The sequence below is a fragment of the Paenibacillus sp. FSL W8-1187 genome (assembly GCF_037965485.1).
Classification (GTDB): domain Bacteria; phylum Bacillota; class Bacilli; order Paenibacillales; family Paenibacillaceae; genus Paenibacillus_O; species Paenibacillus_O pasadenensis.
Window position 1 is genome coordinate 3518666 of sequence record NZ_CP150181.1, and the last position, 19957, is coordinate 3538622.

Consider the following 19957-nt stretch of genomic DNA (forward strand, 5'->3'; position numbering starts at 1 on the left):
GCTCCTTACTGGATGGTTTCGTTCGCGTAGGCGGTGATCTCGGCTCCTCCGGCGGCATTCCAGGCGTCGACAAATGCCCCGAACTGGCTCAGATCCTTCTTGCCGGTAATGAAGTCCGTCGAGTATTCCTTGTACAGATTGTTCATCGCATCCCAGTTCGCGACGAACTGCTCGGGGATGATGAAGGCGTTGTCCTCGGTGTAGAACGTCGACGCCAGCTCCAGCGACTTCGCTCCCGGCTCGCCGAGCAGCGGCGTCTGCAGCGGAATCTCCGACTTGATGTCGACCGGCTCCCAGAAGCGGGCGTACCAGTTGTTGTAGTAGTTCTCGTTCAGCTCGATCTTGCCGTCGACGACGGCGTAGTTCTCGCCCTCGTAGCCGAGGCGGTCGAGCATCTGCCCTTTCGGGCTCGCCAGATAATCGAATACCTGGAACGCCGCATCCTTATGGCTGGACTGCGAGGAGATCGCCAGGCCGCGGGATTCCTTGGTCACATCCGTAGCTCCGAAGCCTTGGCCGACGCCTTTGGCCGGCGGCAGCACGACGAGCTTGGCGCTCTCGCCGCCAAGATCCTGCATGCGGCCGTTGTACAGGTCGATGATCTTGCCCGCCGTGCCGGTGATGACGCCCGCTTCGCCCTTGTAGAAGGCGTCCTCCTTCGTATCCCACTGCTTGGTGATGAACTGCGGATCGAGCAGCCCTTCCTGGTACAGCTTGTGGTAGAAGGCCAGCTTCTCCTTCTCGCCCTCGGAAATCCGGGCGTATTCGAACGTGCCGTCGTCCTTCTTGATCCACGTCTGATCGAGGCCGAACGCCGCGTTGAAGATCGTATTGATCTCTGCGATGTCGCCTGCCGCCGTCAGCGCGTAATTCGGCTTGCCAGAGCCCGGCTTCTTCTCGACCAGCTCCTTGAAGAAGGCGTAGTAGTTGTCGACGGTCGGATTGTCCGTCAGCGCCTTGGAGCTGTCCAGCGCCTCGAACCAGTCGGCCCGCACGACCGGCACCTTCGGCGCCAGCGGCTTGATCCAGAGCAGGTACGGATAGCTGTCCATGCGCGTCTTGTTGTGCGGCTCCATGATGGTTTTGACATGCTCCGACTTTTCGATGTACGGGGTCAGGTCCTCGAGCAGGCCTTGGTCGGCCATCTGCTGGTCGCCGCCCTGGAAGTAGATGATGTCCGGGATCGTGCCGCCGAGCAGCAGCAGGTTCAGGTTCTCCGCGTAGCTGCCCTGGGCGAGGTCGACGAGCTCGAACTTGACGTTCAGCCCCTCGTCCTTGGCCAGCGCCTTTTCCAGCTCTCCGAAAAACTTGACCGAAGCCGCGTTCGCCGTGCCTTCGTCCTTGTAGACGATCTTGAGCGTCACCGGCTGCCCGCTGCCGTCCGGCGCGGCGCCGGCATTCCCTTCGTTGGCAGCGGGGCTGCCGGAGTTGGATGAGCAAGCCGTTACGGCGACAGCCAGCGCGGCCGTCCATGCGATCGTAGTCCATTTTTTCATGTGCGTGATCTCCCCTTATGGATGATGGCGTACGTCTTGCGGCGGGCAGCCTCCCTGCCTCGCCTGGCGGCCGGAGCTCTCCGGCTTCAGTCCTTGACCCCCCCTTCCAGAGCTCCCTTGGCGTAGTATTTGAGGATGAACGGATAGAGCACCAGCAGCGGCACGATGGCGATGATGATGGTGCCTGCCTGCAGGGAGGCGAAGTCGAACGGAATCGAGCTGTCGAACAGATTCTGGCTGCCGATCAGCGACGTGTTGTCCTTGCGGACGACGAACTGCCTCAGCACGACCTGCAGCGGCCACTTGGACGGCTCCGAAATATAAAGCGTCGCGCGGAAGTACTCGTTCCAGTGGTAGACGCCGTAGAACAGGCCGAGCGTCGCCAGTCCCGGCTTGGACAGCGGCATCATGATCCGGGAGTACATGCGGAAATGCCCCGCGCCGTCGATCCGCGCCGCCTCCAGGATCTCTTCCGGGATGTCCTGGAAGAAGCGCATGAGGATGAACAGATAGTACACGTTGACGGCCTTGTACAGAATCAGGGAGGTCAGCGTATTCATCAGGCCGAGATCCTTGACCAGCAGGTATTCGGGAATCATGCCCGGCTCGAACACCATGATGACGATCAGGAAGAACAGCACGGCCTTCTTCCCGACGAACTCGTTGCGGGCGAGCACATAGGCGGCCATCGACGTCAGCGCCAGATTAAGCGCCGTGCCCGCTATTGTGATCCAGACCGAGTTGAGGATGCCGCCCGTGATGAGCGGGTTCGAGAAGAGCAGCTCGTAGTTGATCGTAGAGAACCCTTTCGGGATCAGGTCCAGCCCGCTCATCAGATGCGCCTTGCCCGGCGCCGTGAAGGAGAGGGCAAGCAGGTTGAGCAGCGGCACGAGCACCGTCAAGGTGAAGGCGAACAGCAGCAGATAGATGGCCAGCTTGGATGTTTCCAGTCGTCTCACGCAGTTTCCCCCTCCTTTACCAGACGCCTTTGCCCGAGACGCGCTTCGAGACGAAGTGCGTGCCCAGGATGAGCACGATGCCGATGACTCCCTTGAACAGGCTGGCCGCCGTCGCGTAGGCGAACTGGCCGTTTCCGATGCCGATCCGGTAGACGTACGTGTCCAGGATGTCCACGACGCTGATGACCGACGCGTTCATGAAGTTGAACACCTGGTCGAAGCCGGCGTTCATGAAGAAGCCGAGGTTGAGGATGAAGACGGTTACAACAGTGCTGTAGAGATGGGGCAGCGTGATGAACCGCATCTGCTGCAGCCTCGTCGCTCCGTCGATCTTGGCCGCCTCGTACAGCCCCGGGCTGATCTTCATGATCGCGGCCAGATAGATGATGGAGTCCCAGCCCGCGCTGCGCCAGATTTCCGAGAAGACGAGCACCCAGCGGATATGCTCCTTGCTCGTCATGTAGTCGATGGACGGCAGCTGGAAAAAGCTCGCGAGCTGGTTCACCCCGCCGGTCGCCGGATTCAGCAGGCTGATCCAGATGCCGGCGATGACGACCCAGGACAGGAAATGCGGCAAGTACAGGACGGACTGCACGTACTTGCGGTACCTGGAGCTGCGCACTTCATTGATGAAGAGCGACAGCACGATCGGGATCGGAAAGACGAAGACGATCTTCATCAAGCTGATGATGATGGTGTTCTGGAGCACGCTGGCGAACGCCGGCGAGCTGAACAGCGTCTCGAAATGCTTCCAGCCGACCCAGACATGGTCGCCGAGGATGCGGTAATCCTGGAAGGCGAGCTTCATGCCGTACAGCGGGATGAGATGGAAAATGAAAAAGTAGAGCAGAGGCAGGGCCAGCATCGCATAGAGCACCCAGTCCTGCCGCAGCCGCTTCATGGCCTTCATGGGCTACACCTCCCGGTCGCAGTCGATCTCGAGCCGCATGAGCGGAGCATGCTGCTGGGCGCCGTAGACGTCCCGGTCTCCTGCGCTGCCGGAGGAGACCTCCCGGGACATCGTCACCTTGAAGCCGAGCGCCGGATCGAAAAAGACGAAATGACGGATCCGCTCCTCGGAAATTCCATACGCCTCGCTGACCGTTCGCGGAGTGACGGAGCCCGAGCCCTTCACCTGCTCGTAGCTCTCCCTGGAGTCGAAAAGGACATCCAGCGTGATCTCGAACGGACCCGAGTTTTTGCTGCGCAGCACTTTGGCCAGATCGCCCAGCTTGGTCATCGCTTCGCCCCTCCTCTGCGGTGCTCGATCGTGAATGCGTCCGGAGACGATTCCATCAAATGGTACACGGAAAACGCATAAACCGGTCCGAACTCGATATCGCTCGGCGCGAACGGAAACGCCAGGTTGCCGGCCGTCGACTTGCGCCCCTCGTAGCCGTAATGCAGAAACGTGGAGCGGACCGTCGCGCAGATGCTGCTGGCGAGCTCCTGCGTGCGGGCGACGACCTCGAACAGGACGCCGACCTCATGGCCCCGGAACGGCTCCGGCTCCTGGCTGCCGAGCACGCCGTTCATGCCGTAGTTGTAGAAGCGGATCGAGTAGTCGGTTTCCGGCACGTCCCGGTAATACTCTCTCGCTTGCGCGCGCACGAGCTCCTCGACCTCCTCCAGCTTGCCGAGCAGGATCGGATCGCGGATGCCGGCGACGACGAACGTCCGGTAGGCGGTCTGCCGCGCTCCTTCGAGCTTGACCGTATACGTCTCGGCCGGAACGAGCCTGCTGCCGCTGACCTTCACGACGCCCGTCTCCGCCTCCTCGAACCGGCAGTGCTCCAGATCGAGCATGAAGCCGGGCCCATGCAGCAGGTAAGGATGCTCCTTCTCGTAGAACGTGTGGGCGGCGACGCTCGTCTCGCTGCACTGCCGCTGCGGATTGAGCGACTCCACCGTGAAGCTGCCGTCGCCGATCGTCCCGAGGATGCTGTCCTTCGTCGTGCCCGGCTCGGCGCACAGCGCTCCGCACTCCAGAATCTTGCCCAGATGATAGGCGAGAGCCGGATCCTTGCCGTGCAGGATGCCGATCGCCGCGAACGGCGACGGGTCGTAGGCTCTCCCGCAGACGATGATGTCTGCGCCTGCGCGCAGCGCCTCGACGATCGGCTCATGTCCCATCTGGGCGACGATGCGGGGCGTGGCGGCGATCGCCTCCTCAGTCAGCGCAGGGATGTTCGGACTGAGCGGCGAGATCCGCCCCTCCGCGCTTGCCTGCCGCACGTCCTCTTGAGAGAAGTCTGCCCAAATGACGGCTATTTTTGCCTCCAGCTCCAATTCGGCCAGCAGCTCGTCGATGATCTCGAGCGTCCACTCCACATGCGTCCTCGCGCCGGAGCCTCCGGCCGAGCCGATCACGACCGGGATGCCGCGGCTCAGCCCGGCGGGAAGCATGAGGCCCAGGTCCTTCTTGACCGCCCGCTTGCTGACGATCGAGACGCCGGCGCCGAGCTTATGCGGGCCGCCGTCGGTGGAGCCGGCATCGACGACGATGCCGTGCGGATCCTTTTCCAATCCGTTCCTGAAGGACTTCTCCGGAAATCCATATCCCAGCATGCCGCAGGGCGACAGGATTCGAATGTCTGTGCTCATCTTAGGTCTCTCCTTCTTGTACAGCCAGGTTGGGTTGCGGCAGCGGCAGCCTTCCGCGCCGCCCGCCTGGAAGGGTGGGTAATTGGATGATCCAATTTGATGAAAGAAAAGGGGAGGCCCCCTTTCGTCCGGAGCGAGCCGGTCAGGCCGCATGTTCGATGGATCGTCCGTCGCCGCTCAGGGCTGGACGGCGTTTTTCTGGATGTTCTCCTTCACATGGCTCAAATGATGGAGCAGCGCCAGCCGCGCCTTGACCGGGTCGCGCTCCTTGATCGCCTGCAGGAGCAGCAGATGCTCCTCGTATACCTCGCTCTTGCGTCCGGGAATGGCGGCTGTCTTGCGGAGCGTCCGCTGCAGCAGGTCCATATGCAGCTCGATCATGTTGACCAGCACGACGTTGTGCGTCGCCTTGGCGATCGACAGGTGGAACGCCTGATCCGGCTTGGAGCGGTCGCCGTCCGCTCCGACCTCTCCCCATGTCTCGAAGGCCGCCTCGATCTCGGCGATATCCTCCGCCGTCGCCCGCTTCGCGGCAAGCTCCACGATGCCGGTCTCGAACAGCTCCCGCGCCTCGAGCAGCTCCATGATCGTCGCCCGCTCGATGTTGTCCAGGATGCGGGTCCGGTCCTCGGCGACGTCGAGCGCCTTGCTGAGGAAGCGTCCTCCGCCTGGACGGGCCTCGATCAGCCCCTCCCGCTCCAGGATGCGGAACGCTTCGCGCAGCGTGCCGCGGCTGATGCCGAACGATTGGGCCAGCTCGCGCTCGGTCGGCAGGAAATCTCCGGGAGCGAGATTGCCCTCTAGAATCAGGTTTTTGAGCTGCTCGATGACATCTTCATACACCCGATGATATTTGATTTTCTTGATCGTCATAAGTCGGTTTCGGTCCTCTCTATCCTGCAGTCTTTAAATTGGATCATCCAATTGACCACATGTAAAGGATACCTTCTCGGCTTTTGGTCTGTCAAGCGCTTTCAGAAGGTTTTTCGAAACAAAAAGGAGAAGGGAATCGCTCCCCTTCTCCTTCTTTGCGATCGGCACGAGCTCAGTCACCCCGGAACGCCTTTTTCATCCGGTCGAAGATGCTCTCGTGATGCTCCTCGGAGCCTGCGCCCGCGCCGCCGCCGAAGCCGCCGAGCTGGCGCAGCAGCTCCTTCTGCTCGTCGGTGAGCGACGTCGGCGTGACGACGGTCACCTTGACGTGCTGGTCGCCGTTGCCGTAGCCGCGCAGCTTGGGCACGCCCTTGCCCTTGAGGCGGAAGTACGTGCCGGTCTGCGTGCCCGCCGGAATTTTGAGCTTGACCTTCTCCGTCAGCGTCGGGATCTCGATCTCGTCGCCGAGCGCCGCCTGCGCGAACGAGAGCGGCACCTCGCAGTAGATGTCGTCGTTCTCGCGGTCGAAGAACTCATGCGGCTTGACGCGCAGCACGATGTACAGGTCGCCGTTCGGACCTCCGCGCGTGCCGCCCTCGCCCTCGCCGTTCAGGCGGATCTGCGCGCCCTCGTCGACGCCCGCCGGGATGCGGACGGTGATCTTGCGCTGCTTCTTCACCTTGCCCGCGCCGTGGCAGGTCGAGCACTTGTCCTTGATGATCTTGCCCGTGCCGCTGCAGTTCGTGCAGGCGCGGCGGTTGACCATGCGTCCGAAAGGCGTGTTCTGCACGACTTCCTGCTGGCCGGTGCCGCGGCAGACGGAGCAGTTCTCCGGCTTGGTGCCCGGCTTGGCGCCGGAGCCGTGGCAGGTGTCGCAGTTCTCGGTGCGCGGAATCGTAATTTCCGTCTCCTTGCCGAATACCGCTTCCTTGAACTCGATCGTCATCGTATACTGCAGGTCGTTGCCGCGCTGCGGCGCGTTCGGATCGCGCCGTCCGCCGCCTCCGCCGAAGAACATGTCGAAGATGTCGCCGAAGCCGCCTCCGCCGAAGTCCTGGCCGAACCCGCCTCCGCCGCCGAACTGGTTCGGATCGACATGCCCGTACTGGTCGTACACGGCGCGCTTCTGATCGTCGCTCAAGGTGTCGTAAGCTTCCTTGACCTCCTTGAACTTCGTCTCCGCGTCGGCGCTTTTGTTGACGTCCGGATGGTACTGGCGCGCCAGCTTGCGGTAGGCTTTTTTGATCTCCTCCGCCGAGGCGTCCTTGCCGAGCTCCAGCACCTCGTAATAATCGCGCTTATCCGCCAATCCCTCTCACCCCCATGTAATGCCCGCTTGACATGCAACAACCGCCCTCTCCCTCCTGACGCCCCGGCGCTCAAAGCCGGGGCGCTGCTCGGAAAAAGGCGGAGCCGCTTGGTGAAGCTATGAAGCTATCGTACCTTTTTTATTTCTTGTCGTCCACGACTTCGTAGTCGGCGTCGACGACGTTGTCGCGTCCGGCCGCGCCGCCTTGGGCCGCGCCGGCATCGGCGCCCGGAGCGCCCTGCTCCGCTTGCGCCGCCTGCTCATAGAGCTTGACGGACAGCTGCTGCACGATCTCGGTCAGCTCGTCGGTCGCTTTTTTGATCGCGTCCAGATCCTCGCCGCCGACGACCGCCTGCAGCGCTTCCTTGGCTTTGTTGGCCTTGTCGATCTCGCCGGCGTCGACCTTGTCGCCCAGATCCTTGATCGTCTTGTCGACGGAGTAGATCAGCTGGTCGGCATTGTTCTTCGCCTCGACGAGCTCCTTGCGCTTGCGGTCTTCCTCGGCGTTGAGCTCGGCGTCCTTCATCATGCGCTCGACTTCCTCGTCGCTGAGGCCGCTCGAGGACGTGATCGTGATCTTCTGGCTCTTGCCCGTGCCCTTGTCGAGCGCGCTGACGTTGACGATGCCGTTGGCGTCGATGTCGAACGTGACCTCGATCTGCGGCACGCCGCGCGGAGCCGGCGGGATGTCGCCGAGCATGAAGCGTCCGAGCGTCTTGTTGCCGGCGGCCATGGCGCGCTCGCCCTGCAGGACGTGGATCTCGACGCTCGTCTGGTTGTCGGCGTACGTGGAGTACACCTGGGACTTGCTCGTCGGGATCGTCGTGTTGCGCTCGATCATCTTGGTGAATACGCCGCCCGCCGTCTCGATGCCGAGCGACAGCGGAGTGACGTCGAGCAGGACGACGTCCTTCACGTCGCCGGTCAGGACGCCCGCCTGGACCGCCGCGCCGAGGGCGACGACTTCGTCCGGGTTCACGCCTTTATGCGGCTCTTTGCCGATCAGCTTCTTGATCGCTTCCTGGACGGCCGGGATGCGGGTGGAGCCGCCGACGAGGACGACCTTGTCGATCTCGCTGGCCGACAGGCCGGAATCGCTCAGCGCCTGGCGCGTCGGAGCGAGCGTGCGCTCCACGAGCGGCGCGGCCAGCTCCTCGAATTTGGCGCGGGTCAGGTTCAGCTCCAAGTGCTGCGGCACGCCGTCGACCATCGTGATGAACGGCAGGCTGATCGTCGTCGTCAGGACGCCGGACAGCTCTTTCTTCGCCTTTTCGGCCGCGTCCTTCAGACGCTGCACGGCCGCTTTGTCCTTGGACAGGTCGGAGCCATGCTCCTTTTTGAACTCGGCTACGATGTGGTCGATGATGACCTGGTCGAAGTCGTCGCCGCCGAGACGGTTGTCGCCGCTCGTCGCCTTGACCTCGAAGAAGCCGTCGCCAAGCTCGAGGATGGACACGTCGAACGTGCCGCCGCCGAGGTCATAGACGAGGATCGTCTGGTCCTCGGACTTTTCGAGGCCGTAGGCCAGCGCCGCGGCCGTCGGCTCGTTGACGATGCGCAGCACCTCGAGGCCGGCGATCTTGCCGGCGTCCTTGGTCGCCTGGCGTTGGGAGTCGTTGAAGTAGGCCGGCACGGTGATGACCGCTTGCGTCACCGGTTGGCCGAGGTACGCTTCCGCATCGGATTTGAGCTTTTGCAGGATGATGGCGGAAATTTCTTGCGGCGTGAAGTCCTTGCCGTCGATCGTTTCTTTGTGGCTCGTGCCCATATGGCGCTTGATCGAGATGATCGTGCGGTCCGGGTTCGTGATCGCCTGGCGCTTCGCCGTCTCGCCGACGATGCGCTCGCCGTCCTTCTTGAAGCCGACGACGGACGGCGTCGTGCGGTTGCCTTCCGGATTCGGAATGACGACCGCCTCGCCGCCCTCCATGACCGCTACGCAGGAGTTGGTCGTTCCAAGGTCGATGCCGATTACTTTGCTCATCGTAAAATATCCTCCCTTATATCCATTGCGGATCGAATTCGTTACGGGTCGATCCAAGTATACCCGCTTTATCTTAAAGGCAGATTAAGGCCGTCCTAGCCGCTTACCTTGACCATGGCCGGACGAAGCACCTTGTCCTTGAGCATGAAGCCCTTCTGGAGCTCCTCCACGACGATGCCTTCCTCATGCTCGTCGGACTCCACGGTCATGACCGCCTGATGGAATTCCGGATTGAACGGCTGCCCGACCGCTTCCATCGGCTTCAGCCCTTCCTGCTCGAGCACGCCCTGCAGCTGCCGGAAGATCATGTCCACGCCCTTGGCGAGCGATTCCGCATCGCCTCCGCCGGCCGCGGCGGCGATCGCCCGGTCGAAGTTGTCGACGATCGGCAGCAGCTGCGTCAGCAGCTTCGCCGAGGCGTATTGGCCCAGCTCTTCCTTTTCCTTGGCCGTGCGGCGGCGGAAATTGTCATAGTCGGCCTGGACGCGCAGCAGCCGCTGCTGATGCTCCTCCGCCTGGCGAGCCAGCTCCGCATAGCGGGCATCCTCTTCCGGCGCCTGCCCGGCCTCCTCCGCCGCCTGCGGCTCGGCCTCGATCGGCTCGCCGCCAGCGGCCGCGGCCGCCTGCTCCGCCGTCTCTTGATCGGCGTCCAGAATGTCCTCTGCGCTTGTCTGTTCATCTATCGTATTCTTCTTGGAATCCAAGCATGCTCACCTCCCGTAAATGGTTCCATAACGCGGCTGAATCTATGTAGGGGCCGCGAAGCCCCTTGCCTGCGCGCCGCGTCCAAGCCTGGACGGCGTTCGTCAGCGCTCCGTCCGCAGGCTGCTCAGGCTGCGCCCGAACTCGCCGAGCAGGCCGACGACGCGCCCGTAATCCATCCTCGTCGGGCCGAGGATGCCGATCGTGCCCATCTGCTCGCCATCGATCGTGAACGAAGCCGTAATGAGGCTGCAGCTCGCGATCGCGGCGTGGTCGTTCTCCGTGCCGATCCGCACCGACAGCCCCTGCGGCAGCGAGGAGAACAGGCGCAGCAGCGTCGGCGTCTCCTCCAGCAGCCCGAAGATCGTCTTGACCTTGTCGACATCCTTGAACTCCGGCTGAGCGAGGATGCGGGCCGTGCCGGACAGGTACAGCCGGCTGTCGTCCTCCGAGCGGACGGCCTGCTCGATCAGCTTGAGCAGCCCTTCGCATTGATCCGCATAGCGGCCCATTTCCTCGCCCGCCGCCGAGAAGAGCCGGGACTTCAGGCGGGTGAGCGGCGTCCCGCTCAGCCGCTCGTTGAGGAAGCGCACCGCCTGCTCGATGTCATCCATGTCCAGATCCGGCGGGATCGTCACCGTGCGGTTCTCGACGTGGCCGGTATTGGTCACGACGATCGCCACCGCCTTGTCGCCCCCGAGCGGCACGAGCTGGAACTGCTTGAGCGCCTGATTGACCGAATCCGGACCGAGCACGATCGACGTGTAGTTCGTCAGGTTGGAGATGATCATCGCCGCCTGCTGGATCGCCTGCTCCGCCTCCATCATGCGGCTGGCGACGAACGAGCGGATCGCCTGCAGCTCGCTCTTGGTGACCGCCTCGCGCCTCATCAGATGATCGACATAATACCGGTAGCCTTGAATGGAAGGAATGCGTCCAGCCGACGTATGCGGCTGCTCCAGGAATCCCAGCTCCTCTAGATCCGCCATCTCGTTGCGGATCGTCGCCGGGCTGAAGGCCACGTCGCCCCGCTTCGAAATGCTCCGGGAGCCTACAGGCTCGGCGGAACGGATATAATCGTCGATGATCACGCCTAAGATCAGCTGCTGCCTTTCAGTCAACATCCGTACCATCCTCCCTCTGCATGCCTCCGGATTCCCAAAATCCGAGGCGGACGAGTGATTAGCACTCCACTCTATCGAGTGCTAACATTCATAACCAAAATACCAAACCTGGCGGAGCGTTGTCAAGTGAGGCGGAGGCCGAAAAAAAAGGGAAAGGCGGCTCTCGGAAGAGCCGCCTTTCCCGGGGCATTCGCCTCGAAAACCGCCTTAAAGCTTGACCAGCCTCCACTTCTGGGCGCCGGTGCCGTTGTCCGTCCACAGCTGCACGTTCGTGCCGTCGGCGGTGCCCGAGCTGGAGACGTCGAGCGCCTTGCCGCTGTTCACATTGATCAGCTTGAAGCTGCCGTCCGCATTGGCGGTAATCCGCCATTTCTGGGCAGCCGAGCCGTTCTGGTTCGCGATCTGCACGTTCGTTCCGTCCGCCGTGCCCGCTCCCGCCGCGTCCAGCGCCTTGTTGCTCGCAGGATTGATCAGCGTAAAGCTGCCGTCGGCCTGGGCAAAAGCCTGCCAGCGCTGGGCGCCGGTGCCGTTGTCCGTGTAGATCTGCACGTTCGCGCCGTCGGCCGTGCTCGCCGCGTAGACGTCGAGTGCTTTGTTGCTGTTCACGTTGATCAGCTTGTAGACGGCGCCGCTTTCGACCGGAGCCGACGGCGACGAGCCCTGCGAGTAGACCCGCACGTAGTCGACCGTCATCGTCTGCGGGAACACGGTCGAGGCGTTCGGATAGCCGGGCCAGTTGCCGCCGACGGCCAGGTTCAGGATCATGAAGAACGAATGGTCGAATACCCACGTCTGTCCCGCCCCGAGCTGGCTTTTATTGAACGTGTGGAACAGGTTGCCGTCGACGTACCAGCGGATCTGGGTCGGCTCCCACTCGACGGAGAAGGTATGGAAGGAATCCGAGAAGCTGCCGCTCGGGAGCGTGTACGACTTGCTGATGCCGCCCGCGCCGGAGTAGCCCGGTCCGTGCACCGTGCCGTATACCGTCCGCGTATCATGGCCGAGGTATTCCATGATGTCCAGCTCGCCGGCGCCGGGCCAGCCCGCCTGGTCGAGGTTGCTGCCGAGCATCCAGAACGCCGGCCAGATGCCTTGGCCGTAAGGCAGCTTGATGCGCGCCTCGAACTTGCCGTACGCCTGGTTGAACTTGCCCTTGGTCAGCAGGCGCGCGGACGTATAGGCGCTGCCGTTGTAATTTTCCTTGATCGCCTTGATGACGAGATTGCCGCTGCCGTCCAGATAGGAATTGTCCCTCCGGTTCGTATAGTTCTGCAGCTCGTTGTTGCCCCAGCCGCCCGCGCCGAGGTCATAGCCCCACTTGCCGCCGTCCGGCGCGGAGCCGGAGGCGCCGTTGAACTCATCGCTCCACGTCAGGTTCCACACGGGCGCGGCCTCGGCTTTGGGCATTCCGGCCGGCCGGCCGCCCGCCAGCAGCAGCAGGGCGGCCAGAGAGAATAGGACGAGCGTTCTCCACTTCACGCAATCATTCCTCCTTTGTTTTTAAAGCGCTTCCATAATCATCGAACCGTCGTCTCCAACTCCTCCTCTCGTCCCGGCATGCTTGGCTGGTGAAGCTCCCTTAGTATGCTCCTGCCCCAATATGAAGTAAATTCCCCTTTTTTTGGGTGTGGTTGCGGAATTTCGGGTCGCAAAAAAAGCCCGTCCTCGATCGGCAGGCGGGCTGGATTTCAACGCTTCATATATAGCGGATGACCGCGATCTCGTCGCAGGCATGCTGCTTCGGGCAGTTCACGCAGTCCGTCCATACCTTCTCGGGAAAGATCTCCTTGTTCACGACGGAAAATCCGTTGCGCTCGAAGAAGCGGACCTCGTAGGTGAGCGCCATGATTTTGGGAATGCCCTGGGCCTGAGCCTGCTCGATCAGCTTGGCGACAAGCTTGCTGCCGATGCCTGCGCCCTTATGGCCTTCGCTGATGCCGAGCGAGCGGATTTCGACGAGATCCTGGCCGAGCCGGGTCAGCGATCCGCAGCCGACGACCGCGCCGGCGATCTCGGCGATGACGAACGTGCCGATCTGGCGGAGAAGCACGTCCTTGGACCGTGGCAGCATGATCCCCTTTTCCGCATAGCCTCGGATGAGCTCAAAAAGCGTATCGACATCCTCCGGCTTGGCGGCGCGGCATACGGCTTCCTGTACGAGCATCCTCTTCTCCTCCTTCCGTCGTCATCTTTGCAATATGAATAAATATACAGCAAAGCGAATGAATGCTCAAGAGAAAAAAACGCGCCGCCGATGTATACTGGAAAAAAAGAGGAGGTGCCTGTTCCCATGACCGAACCGTACGCAGCGGACGCCCGCGAGCTGGGCGCCCGCATGCTTGAAGATGCCCGCAACGTGTTCCGCAGCCAGAAGAAGCTCGGCGACCGGACTCTCGCGCAGGCGGGCGAAGAGGCGCTGTTCGCCGTCCCGGCGCCGGAGTCAAACTCGATCGCCGTCATCGTCCGGCATCTGTCCGGCAATATGAAGTCCCGCTGGACGGACTTCCTCACGACCGACGGCGAGAAGCCGTGGCGCGACCGCGACGGAGAGTTCGAGCTGCCGCCCGAAACGACCGCCGCCGAGGTGATCCGCTGGTGGGAGGACGGCTGGCGCATCGTATTCGAGACGTTGGACGGGCTGCGGCCGGAGGATCTTATGCGCACGGTCACGATCCGCAGCGAGCCGCATCTCGTGCTGCAGACGATCCAGCGCCAGCTTTCCCATTACGGCTACCATGTCGGGCAGATCGTGCAGCTGGCCAAAGCCTCGCGCGCGGCGAGCTGGCAGTCGCTGAGCATACCGCGGAACGAGTCTCGGGCGTTCAACCGGAGGCTTGGACATGAGGCCGGCGATGCGGAAAAATAAGCGCTTCTGGGCCGCCGCCCTCCTGATCGCCAGCAGCTGTCTGCTGTTTTTCCAGCTCCTTGTCTTCATTGACATGTGGATCGACTACAATGTGCCGAAGACCGGCGCGATCGGGAACGGCCCCCCGAAAATGACCGCGATGGATGGGATGCTCCTCGGCACCAGGGCCCTCGTCATCCTCGCAGGCTTCGTCCTTTCGCTGCGCAATTTCACCAAGACGCTTCGCGAAGACTCGGCGGAGCCGAATGCCTCCGACGCCGCGAACGGCGATCGCGGCTCGTCCTAAGGCCCCTTCCCGGAACGCGAAGCGCCCAGCCCTTTGTCGAGACAAAGGACTGGGCGCTTTCTGGACGATGAAGCATCGGCGAACTTACGAGATCAGGTCCACCGCTTTTTGCGACACATATACTTTCGAGCCGTTGTACACGACGACGCCGTCAAGCGTAATCTTGCCGCCGTTCAGCAGCGCCTGGTTTTTGTAGAAAGGCAGCTCCAGCTTCTGGCCGTTTTTCGTAACGACGAGGCTCGCAGCCTTGATTTCGGTTTTGGCTCCTTTGGCCGCGAAGGCCGCCTGGGCTTCGACGAACAGCTGCTTCGTCGTCTGGCCGAGGTCAAGGCCGAGCACGCGGGCGATGTACTTGGCGACGTCGGTATTGTCGATGACGCCGCTCGGACGGTCGCCGTTCGGCGCGTAGGCATACAGCACGACGTCGCCGCCCGTATGGCCGCCCGTCGTCCAGCCGATGCCGGAACGGCTGCTGATGATCGGGCCGACGGCATAGTTCATCGAGCCCGGCTTCGCCTCGCGGATCGACTTCACTTCCTCGCTCGTCAGATCCGTGATGCCGAGGTAGGTCTTTGCCGCCTCCTTGATGTTGGAGCGGGAGGCGTTCAGCTTGGACTCGAACCCTTCGCCCGTCACCTTCGCTTTTTTGAGCGGGCCGATGAACGCGGACAGCGGCTCCTCGTCGTACGAGCCGGTCGTCGCCGCGTTGCCGATCGTCAAGCCGCCGTTGCCGTGGTCGGTCACCGCTACGACCGCGGTCTGCCCGTCACGCTTGGCGAAGCCGAGCGCGGCCTCTACCGCCTTGTCGAAGGCGAGCACGTCGCTGACGATGCCGACCGGATCGTTCGCATGCGCGGCCCAGTCGACCTTGCTGCCCTCGACCATCAGGAAGAAGCCGTCCTTGTCCTTCGACAGCACCTCGATCGCCTTGCTCGTCATCTCGGCGAGGCTCGGCTGCTTGGACGGATCGCGGTCCAGGTCATAATCGAGCGCCTTGCTGCCGAACATGCCCCACAGCTTGTCCGACTTGGACGCCTTCAGCGCGGCCGGGGTCGTCACATAGTCGTAGCCGAGCGCCTTGATCGACGCGAGCAGGTTGTTGCCGTCCTTGCGTCCGGCCGGCGTCAGGAAGCTGCTGCCGCTGCCGAGCACGACGTCGATGCCGTTGTACACCTGCTGCATGCTGAGCGCGTCATAGTTTTTCCGGTCCGGATAGTGCGCGGAAAAATCGGCAGGAGTCGCATGCATGAACTCCGAGGTCGCGATGATGCCGGTCGCTTTGCCGGCCCGCTTGGACGCCTCCAGCACGGATGCGACCGGACGGCGCTCCTCGCCCTTCGCGATCGCAGCCTGTCCCGGCATCGTCGCCTTGTCCGGCAGCACGCCGACGAATCCGGTATGCGATTTGAAGCCGGTCGCAAACGCCGTTCCGGCCGGCGCCGAGTCGGCGATCGGAGCGTCGGCCGAATGCGTCCGCACCATGCCGGTCGCAAGCGCGTCCAGCGCCAGCGAGGAGCCCTTGTAGTACCTTGCGAGCGCCGTCGCCTCGTTCGCCATGCCGTCCGGGATAAGCAGGATGACGTTTTTAATGTCCGCCCCCGCCGTTTCCGCCGCCGTTCCTGGCGCGACGGAGGCGCCGTCTGCCGCAAACGCCGCCATGCTTCCCGTCCCGACCAGCGCCGCCGCGACGGCAGTGCCCATCATTCGTTTTGTCCAAAGCCTGCTCGTTTTCAAATCGTTAACCCCTCTCCATCGTTCGTTTCCTTGTCATCCTAAAGGAGAACCGTTAGCGTTTTGTAAACTTCGGCCTCGAATCCGATCAAATGAACTTAAATAAATCGTAAATAATACTATCTTAGTCATGAACCATATACCGCTAAAAGAACGCAAAAGGAGCGCTTCCGCAGCCGATGCTGCCAGAAGCGCTCCTTTTTCGGGACGGACGAGGCACGCCGCCAGAGGGCGACGCGGCTCGCCTTCGCCCTTTACTTCCGCTCGAACGAGGCCTTCCATTGCTCCTCGAGCCAGCCGTCGAACTCGGCTCCCTTGTCGCCTTCGAGCACGTCATACACGTCCAGCCTCATCTTCTTCAGCTTTTCCTTGAAGTCGGCGAAGCTATGTCCGTCGGCCAGGCTCTTGCGCACGCGCACGACGATCTTGTCCAGTCCCTTGACCGGGACGGAGCCTTTGCGGACCGGCGCCTGCGCCGGCTCGCCGAGCGAGACGAGGCCGCGGTAGGCCGCCTCGCGCACCGGATGCACCGGATCGTCTGCCAGCAGGCGGCGCAGGATGGCGGCGGACTGCGGCGCCTTGAGGGCGGCCAGCTCGGACGCCGCCTGCTGGCGCGCCCTCCAGTCGGAGGTGCGGCTGGCGGCGCGCTTGAGCTCGACGACCGGATCGACGGCTTCCGGCTCTGCCGGATCGGCTTTAATTTGGTTCGGTTTCGTTTTCAAGGAATTCAATCCCCTTCGCTTCTAAGAATGAATCGCATCGTCCAGGACGCCGATGAACGCCCCGAACACTTCGTTGCCGAGCAGCACGCCTTGCGGCGACAGCCGGTAGCCCTGGCCCGGACGCAGCGGCGTGCCTCCCGGCAGGCTGCCGTGCTCTCCGTCCTCCAGACGGAGCAGCAGCCCGCCCTCCACCAGCGGCCGCAGCTGCGCTCCGAACACGCCCTCGATCGTCCGTCCCGGGAACTGCCGCTCGAAGTCGGCTCCGCGCACGCCGTCCAGCAGGCGCAGGCCGACCATCATGAAGTCCTCCATCGCCTCGGCCTCAGACACCGTCTCCCCCGACAGGCGGGGCAGGCGCTCCAGCGCGGCGTCGATGTACGGCTGCACGCCCTTGATGTTGACGTGGCGATGGCGCTCCAGGTAACCGTGCGCCCCCGCGCCGAGCCCGTAGTATGGCTCGTTGCGCCAGTAGGTCGAGTTGTGCCGGCTCTCGAAGCCGGGCTTCGCGAAGTTGCTGATCTCGTAATGCTCGTAGCCGGCTCCCTGGAGGCGGCCGATGAGATGCAGGTACATCTCCAGATCCTCGTCCTCGGTCGGCAGCGGCAGCTGGTTTTTCTCGTAGAGATGATGGAACAGCGTGTTCTCCTCGACCTTGAGGCTGTACAGCGAGTAGTGCGGCAGGTCGAGCGCGAGCGCCTTGTCCACGCTGTCGGACAGCAGCTCGACCGTTTGGCCCGGCAGGCCGAACATGAGGTCGATGGACAGGTTGCCGAAGCCCGCCGCCCGCGCGTTGTCCAGGCTGCGGTACACGTCGTCGACGTCATGGATGCGGCCGATCCGCTGCAGCAGGCCGTTGTCGAACGACTGCACGCCGAAGCTCAGCCGGTTGACGCCGCCGGCGAACATGACCGCCAGCTTGTCGGGATCGGTCGTGCCGGGATTGGCCTCCATCGTAAATTCCGTGCCCTCGTGCAGCGGCCAGAGCCGGCGCACCGAGGCGAGGAAGCGCTCCATCTGGGGCGGCGTCAGCACCGTCGGCGTGCCGCCACCGACGAATACGGTGTCGATACGCTCCGCCGGCGTCGCCGACAGCGTCCGCTCCATCTCGCGCTCCAGCGCGGTCAGATAATCGTCGACCGGCTGGCCTTTGAGGATGTAGGAGTTGAAGTCGCAGTAATGGCACTTGTTCGTGCAGAACGGGATATGGATGTAAAGCGCTCTGGGCGCGTGATGCAGCATAGGTGTTCCCTCCTCGGCGGAGCCGCGCGGACCAGGGCGTGCTTGCAGACATGCCCTAGCCGCGGATGCCCCGTAAAACGGCGCAAGAGGAGAGCGGCCGCTCTCCTCCGTCCGGCTCGGAACCGCGCGGCCGCGAGGGCCGCCGGCTCCGACTCAATCCTCGTCGATCTTGAGCACGGCCATGAACGCCTCTTGCGGAACCTCGACGTTGCCGACCTGCTTCATCCGCTTCTTGCCTTCCTTTTGCTTCTCGAGCAGCTTGCGCTTGCGGCTGATGTCGCCGCCGTAGCACTTGGCGAGGACGTTTTTGCGCATCGCCTTGACCGTCTCGCGGGCGATGACCTTCTGGCCGATCGACGCCTGCACCGGCACCTCGAACATCTGGCGCGGGATGAGCTCCTTGAGCTTCTCGCAGATGATCCGTCCGCGCTGGTAGGCGCGGTCGCGGTGCACGATGACCGACAGCGCGTCGACCGTCTCGCCGTTCAGCATGATGTCCATCTTGACCAGCTTGGACTGGCGGTAGCCGCTCAGCTCGTAGTCGAACGAGGCGTAGCCCTTGGTGCTCGACTTGAGCTGGTCGAAGAAGTCGTAGACGATCTCCGACAGCGGGATCTGGTACGTGATCGTGACGCGGTTCGTGTCCAGATACTCCATGTTGACGAACTCGCCGCGCTTGTTCTGGCACAGCTCCATCACCGTGCCGACATAATCGTTGGGCACGATGACGGCCGCCTTGACGTACGGCTCCTCGACATGCTCGATCTTGCCGACCTCCGGGTAGTTGGACGGGTTGTCGATATGGAGCACCTCGCCGCTCGTCAGCGTCACCGTGTAGATGACGCTCGGGGCGGTCGTGATGAGGTCGATGTTGAACTCGCGCTCGATCCGCTCCTGGATGACGTCCATGTGCAGCAGGCCGAGGAAGCCGCAGCGGAAGCCGAAGCCGAGCGCCGTCGACGACTCGGGCTCGAACGTCAGCGAGGCGTCGTTGAGCTGCAGCTTCTCAAGCGCCTCGCGCAGATCGTTGTACTCCGTGTTGTCGATCGGGTACAGGCCGCAGTAGACCATCGGGTTGATCTTGCGATAGCCCGGCAGCGGCTCCGGCGCCTGGCGCTTGGCCTCGGTGACGGTATCTCCGACGCGGGTGTCCTTGACGTTCTTGATGCCCGCGACGACGAAGCCGACGTCGCCGACGGCGAGCTCGTCCACGATCGTCATGCGCGGCTTGAACGCGCCGACCTCGATGACCTCGAACTCGGCGCCCGTCGCCATGAAGCGGATCTTCTTGCCGGCCTTGATGCTGCCGTCGACGACCCGCACGTAGACGATGACGCCCTTGTACGGATCGTAGTGGGAGTCGAAAATGAGCGCCTTGAGCGGCTCGTCCGGATCGCCGGTCGGGGCCGGCACCTTGAGCACGACCTGCTCGAGGATCTCCTTGATGCCGATGCCGGCCTTGGCCGACGCCAGCACGGCGTCGCTCGCGTCGAGGCCGATCACGTCCTCGACCTCCTGCTTGACGCGCTCCGGCTCCGCGCTCGGCAGGTCGATCTTGTTGATGACCGGCAAGATCTCGAGGTTGTTGTCCAGCGCCAGATAGACGTTGGCCAGCGTCTGCGCCTCGATGCCCTGGGCGGCGTCGACGACGAGCAACGCGCCCTCGCAGGCGGCGAGGCTGCGCGACACCTCATAGGTGAAGTCGACGTGTCCCGGCGTATCGATCAGGTTGAGGATGTACTCCTCGCCGTCGTCGGCCTTGTAGCTCAGGCGGACGGCCTGCAGCTTGATCGTGATGCCGCGCTCCCGCTCCAGCTCCATCTGATCGAGCACCTGGGACTGCATTTCACGGGAAGTGAGCGCGCCGGTATACTCCAGGATCCGGTCGGCCAGCGTGGACTTTCCGTGGTCGATATGCGCGATAATGGAAAAGTTCCGTATCTTCTTTTGGCGGTCGCGTACGTCTGCCATGCTTTGTGATCCACACCCCTCAATAGGTCTAACCTTTATTATACCTTTTCAGAGAATGAGGGGCAATGAAAACGGCGGGGGCGGCCGCACG

General features: G+C 62.9%; 18 protein-coding genes. 2 read left to right on the forward strand and 16 right to left on the reverse strand.

Annotation, left to right across the window (positions count from 1 at the left end; translation table 11 throughout):
* Positions 1 to 5: 5 nt before the first annotated feature.
* The 12 genes from NYE40_RS15310 to NYE40_RS15365 form a co-directional block, all read right to left on the reverse strand.
* Positions 6 to 1496, reverse strand: coding sequence for an extracellular solute-binding protein (locus NYE40_RS15310; protein WP_101807788.1), 1491 nt, complete (start codon positions 1494 to 1496; stop codon positions 6 to 8).
* 86 nt (positions 1497 to 1582) lie between these two features.
* Positions 1583 to 2455: a carbohydrate ABC transporter permease gene (locus NYE40_RS15315; RefSeq protein WP_028597092.1), complete on the reverse strand. Its 873-nt coding sequence runs from the start codon at positions 2453 to 2455 to the stop codon at positions 1583 to 1585.
* Positions 2456 to 2471: 16 nt separating this feature from the next.
* Complete coding sequence (locus NYE40_RS15320) at positions 2472 to 3365, reverse strand: ABC transporter permease subunit (RefSeq protein WP_028597093.1); 894 nt, start codon at positions 3363 to 3365, stop codon at positions 2472 to 2474.
* A gap of 3 nt (positions 3366 to 3368) precedes the next feature.
* On the reverse strand, positions 3369 to 3695 hold the full coding sequence (locus NYE40_RS15325; protein WP_101807789.1) for a DUF4387 domain-containing protein: 327 nt from the start codon (positions 3693 to 3695) through the stop codon (positions 3369 to 3371).
* On the reverse strand, positions 3692 to 5059 hold the full coding sequence (locus tag NYE40_RS15330) for an acyclic terpene utilization AtuA family protein (protein ID WP_101807790.1): 1368 nt from the start codon (positions 5057 to 5059) through the stop codon (positions 3692 to 3694). Before NYE40_RS15330 ends, NYE40_RS15325 begins: the two co-directional genes overlap by 4 nt.
* A 177-nt stretch (positions 5060 to 5236) precedes the next feature.
* Positions 5237 to 5932, reverse strand: a complete 696-nt coding sequence (locus NYE40_RS15335) for a FadR/GntR family transcriptional regulator (protein ID WP_028597096.1) — start codon at positions 5930 to 5932, stop codon at positions 5237 to 5239.
* A gap of 172 nt (positions 5933 to 6104) precedes the next feature.
* Positions 6105 to 7241 carry a molecular chaperone DnaJ gene (gene dnaJ, locus NYE40_RS15340; protein ID WP_028597097.1) on the reverse strand — a complete coding sequence of 379 codons (1137 nt, stop codon included), beginning with the start codon at positions 7239 to 7241 and terminating at the stop codon, positions 6105 to 6107.
* A gap of 139 nt (positions 7242 to 7380) precedes the next feature.
* The gene (gene dnaK, locus NYE40_RS15345) at positions 7381 to 9225 is read right to left on the reverse strand and encodes a molecular chaperone DnaK (protein WP_028597098.1); all 1845 of its coding nucleotides are present in this window, start codon (positions 9223 to 9225) and stop codon (positions 7381 to 7383) included.
* 95 nt (positions 9226 to 9320) lie between these two features.
* Positions 9321 to 9929, reverse strand: coding sequence for a nucleotide exchange factor GrpE (gene grpE, locus NYE40_RS15350; RefSeq protein WP_339278623.1), 609 nt, complete (start codon positions 9927 to 9929; stop codon positions 9321 to 9323).
* 102 nt (positions 9930 to 10031) lie between these two features.
* On the reverse strand, positions 10032 to 11051 hold the full coding sequence (gene hrcA, locus NYE40_RS15355; protein ID WP_101807792.1) for a heat-inducible transcriptional repressor HrcA: 1020 nt from the start codon (positions 11049 to 11051) through the stop codon (positions 10032 to 10034).
* 207 nt (positions 11052 to 11258) lie between these two features.
* Positions 11259 to 12530: an RICIN domain-containing protein gene (locus NYE40_RS15360; RefSeq protein ID WP_228551574.1), complete on the reverse strand. Its 1272-nt coding sequence runs from the start codon at positions 12528 to 12530 to the stop codon at positions 11259 to 11261.
* Positions 12531 to 12747: 217 nt separating this feature from the next.
* Positions 12748 to 13215, reverse strand: a complete 468-nt coding sequence (locus NYE40_RS15365) for an N-acetyltransferase (RefSeq protein ID WP_339278624.1) — start codon at positions 13213 to 13215, stop codon at positions 12748 to 12750.
* Positions 13216 to 13386: 171 nt separating this feature from the next.
* Here NYE40_RS15365 and NYE40_RS15370 point away from each other — a divergent pair, with 171 nt between their 5' ends.
* Both NYE40_RS15370 and NYE40_RS15375 read left to right on the forward strand, forming a co-directional pair.
* The gene (locus NYE40_RS15370; protein WP_339280062.1) at positions 13387 to 13917 is read left to right on the forward strand and encodes a DUF1572 family protein; all 531 of its coding nucleotides are present in this window, start codon (positions 13387 to 13389) and stop codon (positions 13915 to 13917) included.
* Positions 13892 to 14203, forward strand: a complete 312-nt coding sequence (locus NYE40_RS15375) for a hypothetical protein (RefSeq protein WP_028597103.1) — start codon at positions 13892 to 13894, stop codon at positions 14201 to 14203. The genes NYE40_RS15370 and NYE40_RS15375 overlap by 26 nt, the downstream gene beginning before the upstream one ends.
* A gap of 84 nt (positions 14204 to 14287) precedes the next feature.
* On the opposite strand, the gene NYE40_RS15380 is transcribed toward NYE40_RS15375, so the two are convergent.
* From NYE40_RS15380 to lepA, 4 genes are all read right to left on the reverse strand, one after another.
* A complete protein-coding gene (locus NYE40_RS15380; RefSeq protein WP_339280063.1) occupies positions 14288 to 15907 on the reverse strand; it encodes an alkaline phosphatase in 1620 nt (539 codons plus the stop codon).
* A gap of 281 nt (positions 15908 to 16188) precedes the next feature.
* Positions 16189 to 16656 (reverse strand): HEAT repeat domain-containing protein, encoded by a 468-nt coding sequence (locus NYE40_RS15385; RefSeq protein ID WP_228551576.1) that lies wholly within the window; start codon positions 16654 to 16656, stop codon positions 16189 to 16191.
* 21 nt (positions 16657 to 16677) lie between these two features.
* Entirely contained in the window at positions 16678 to 17895 is a 1218-nt protein-coding gene (hemW, locus tag NYE40_RS15390) for a radical SAM family heme chaperone HemW (protein ID WP_101807795.1), read from the reverse strand.
* Between the two features lie 153 nt (positions 17896 to 18048).
* Positions 18049 to 19866, reverse strand: a complete 1818-nt coding sequence (gene lepA / locus NYE40_RS15395) for a translation elongation factor 4 (RefSeq protein WP_028597107.1) — start codon at positions 19864 to 19866, stop codon at positions 18049 to 18051.
* Between the last annotated feature and the right edge of the window lie 91 nt (positions 19867 to 19957).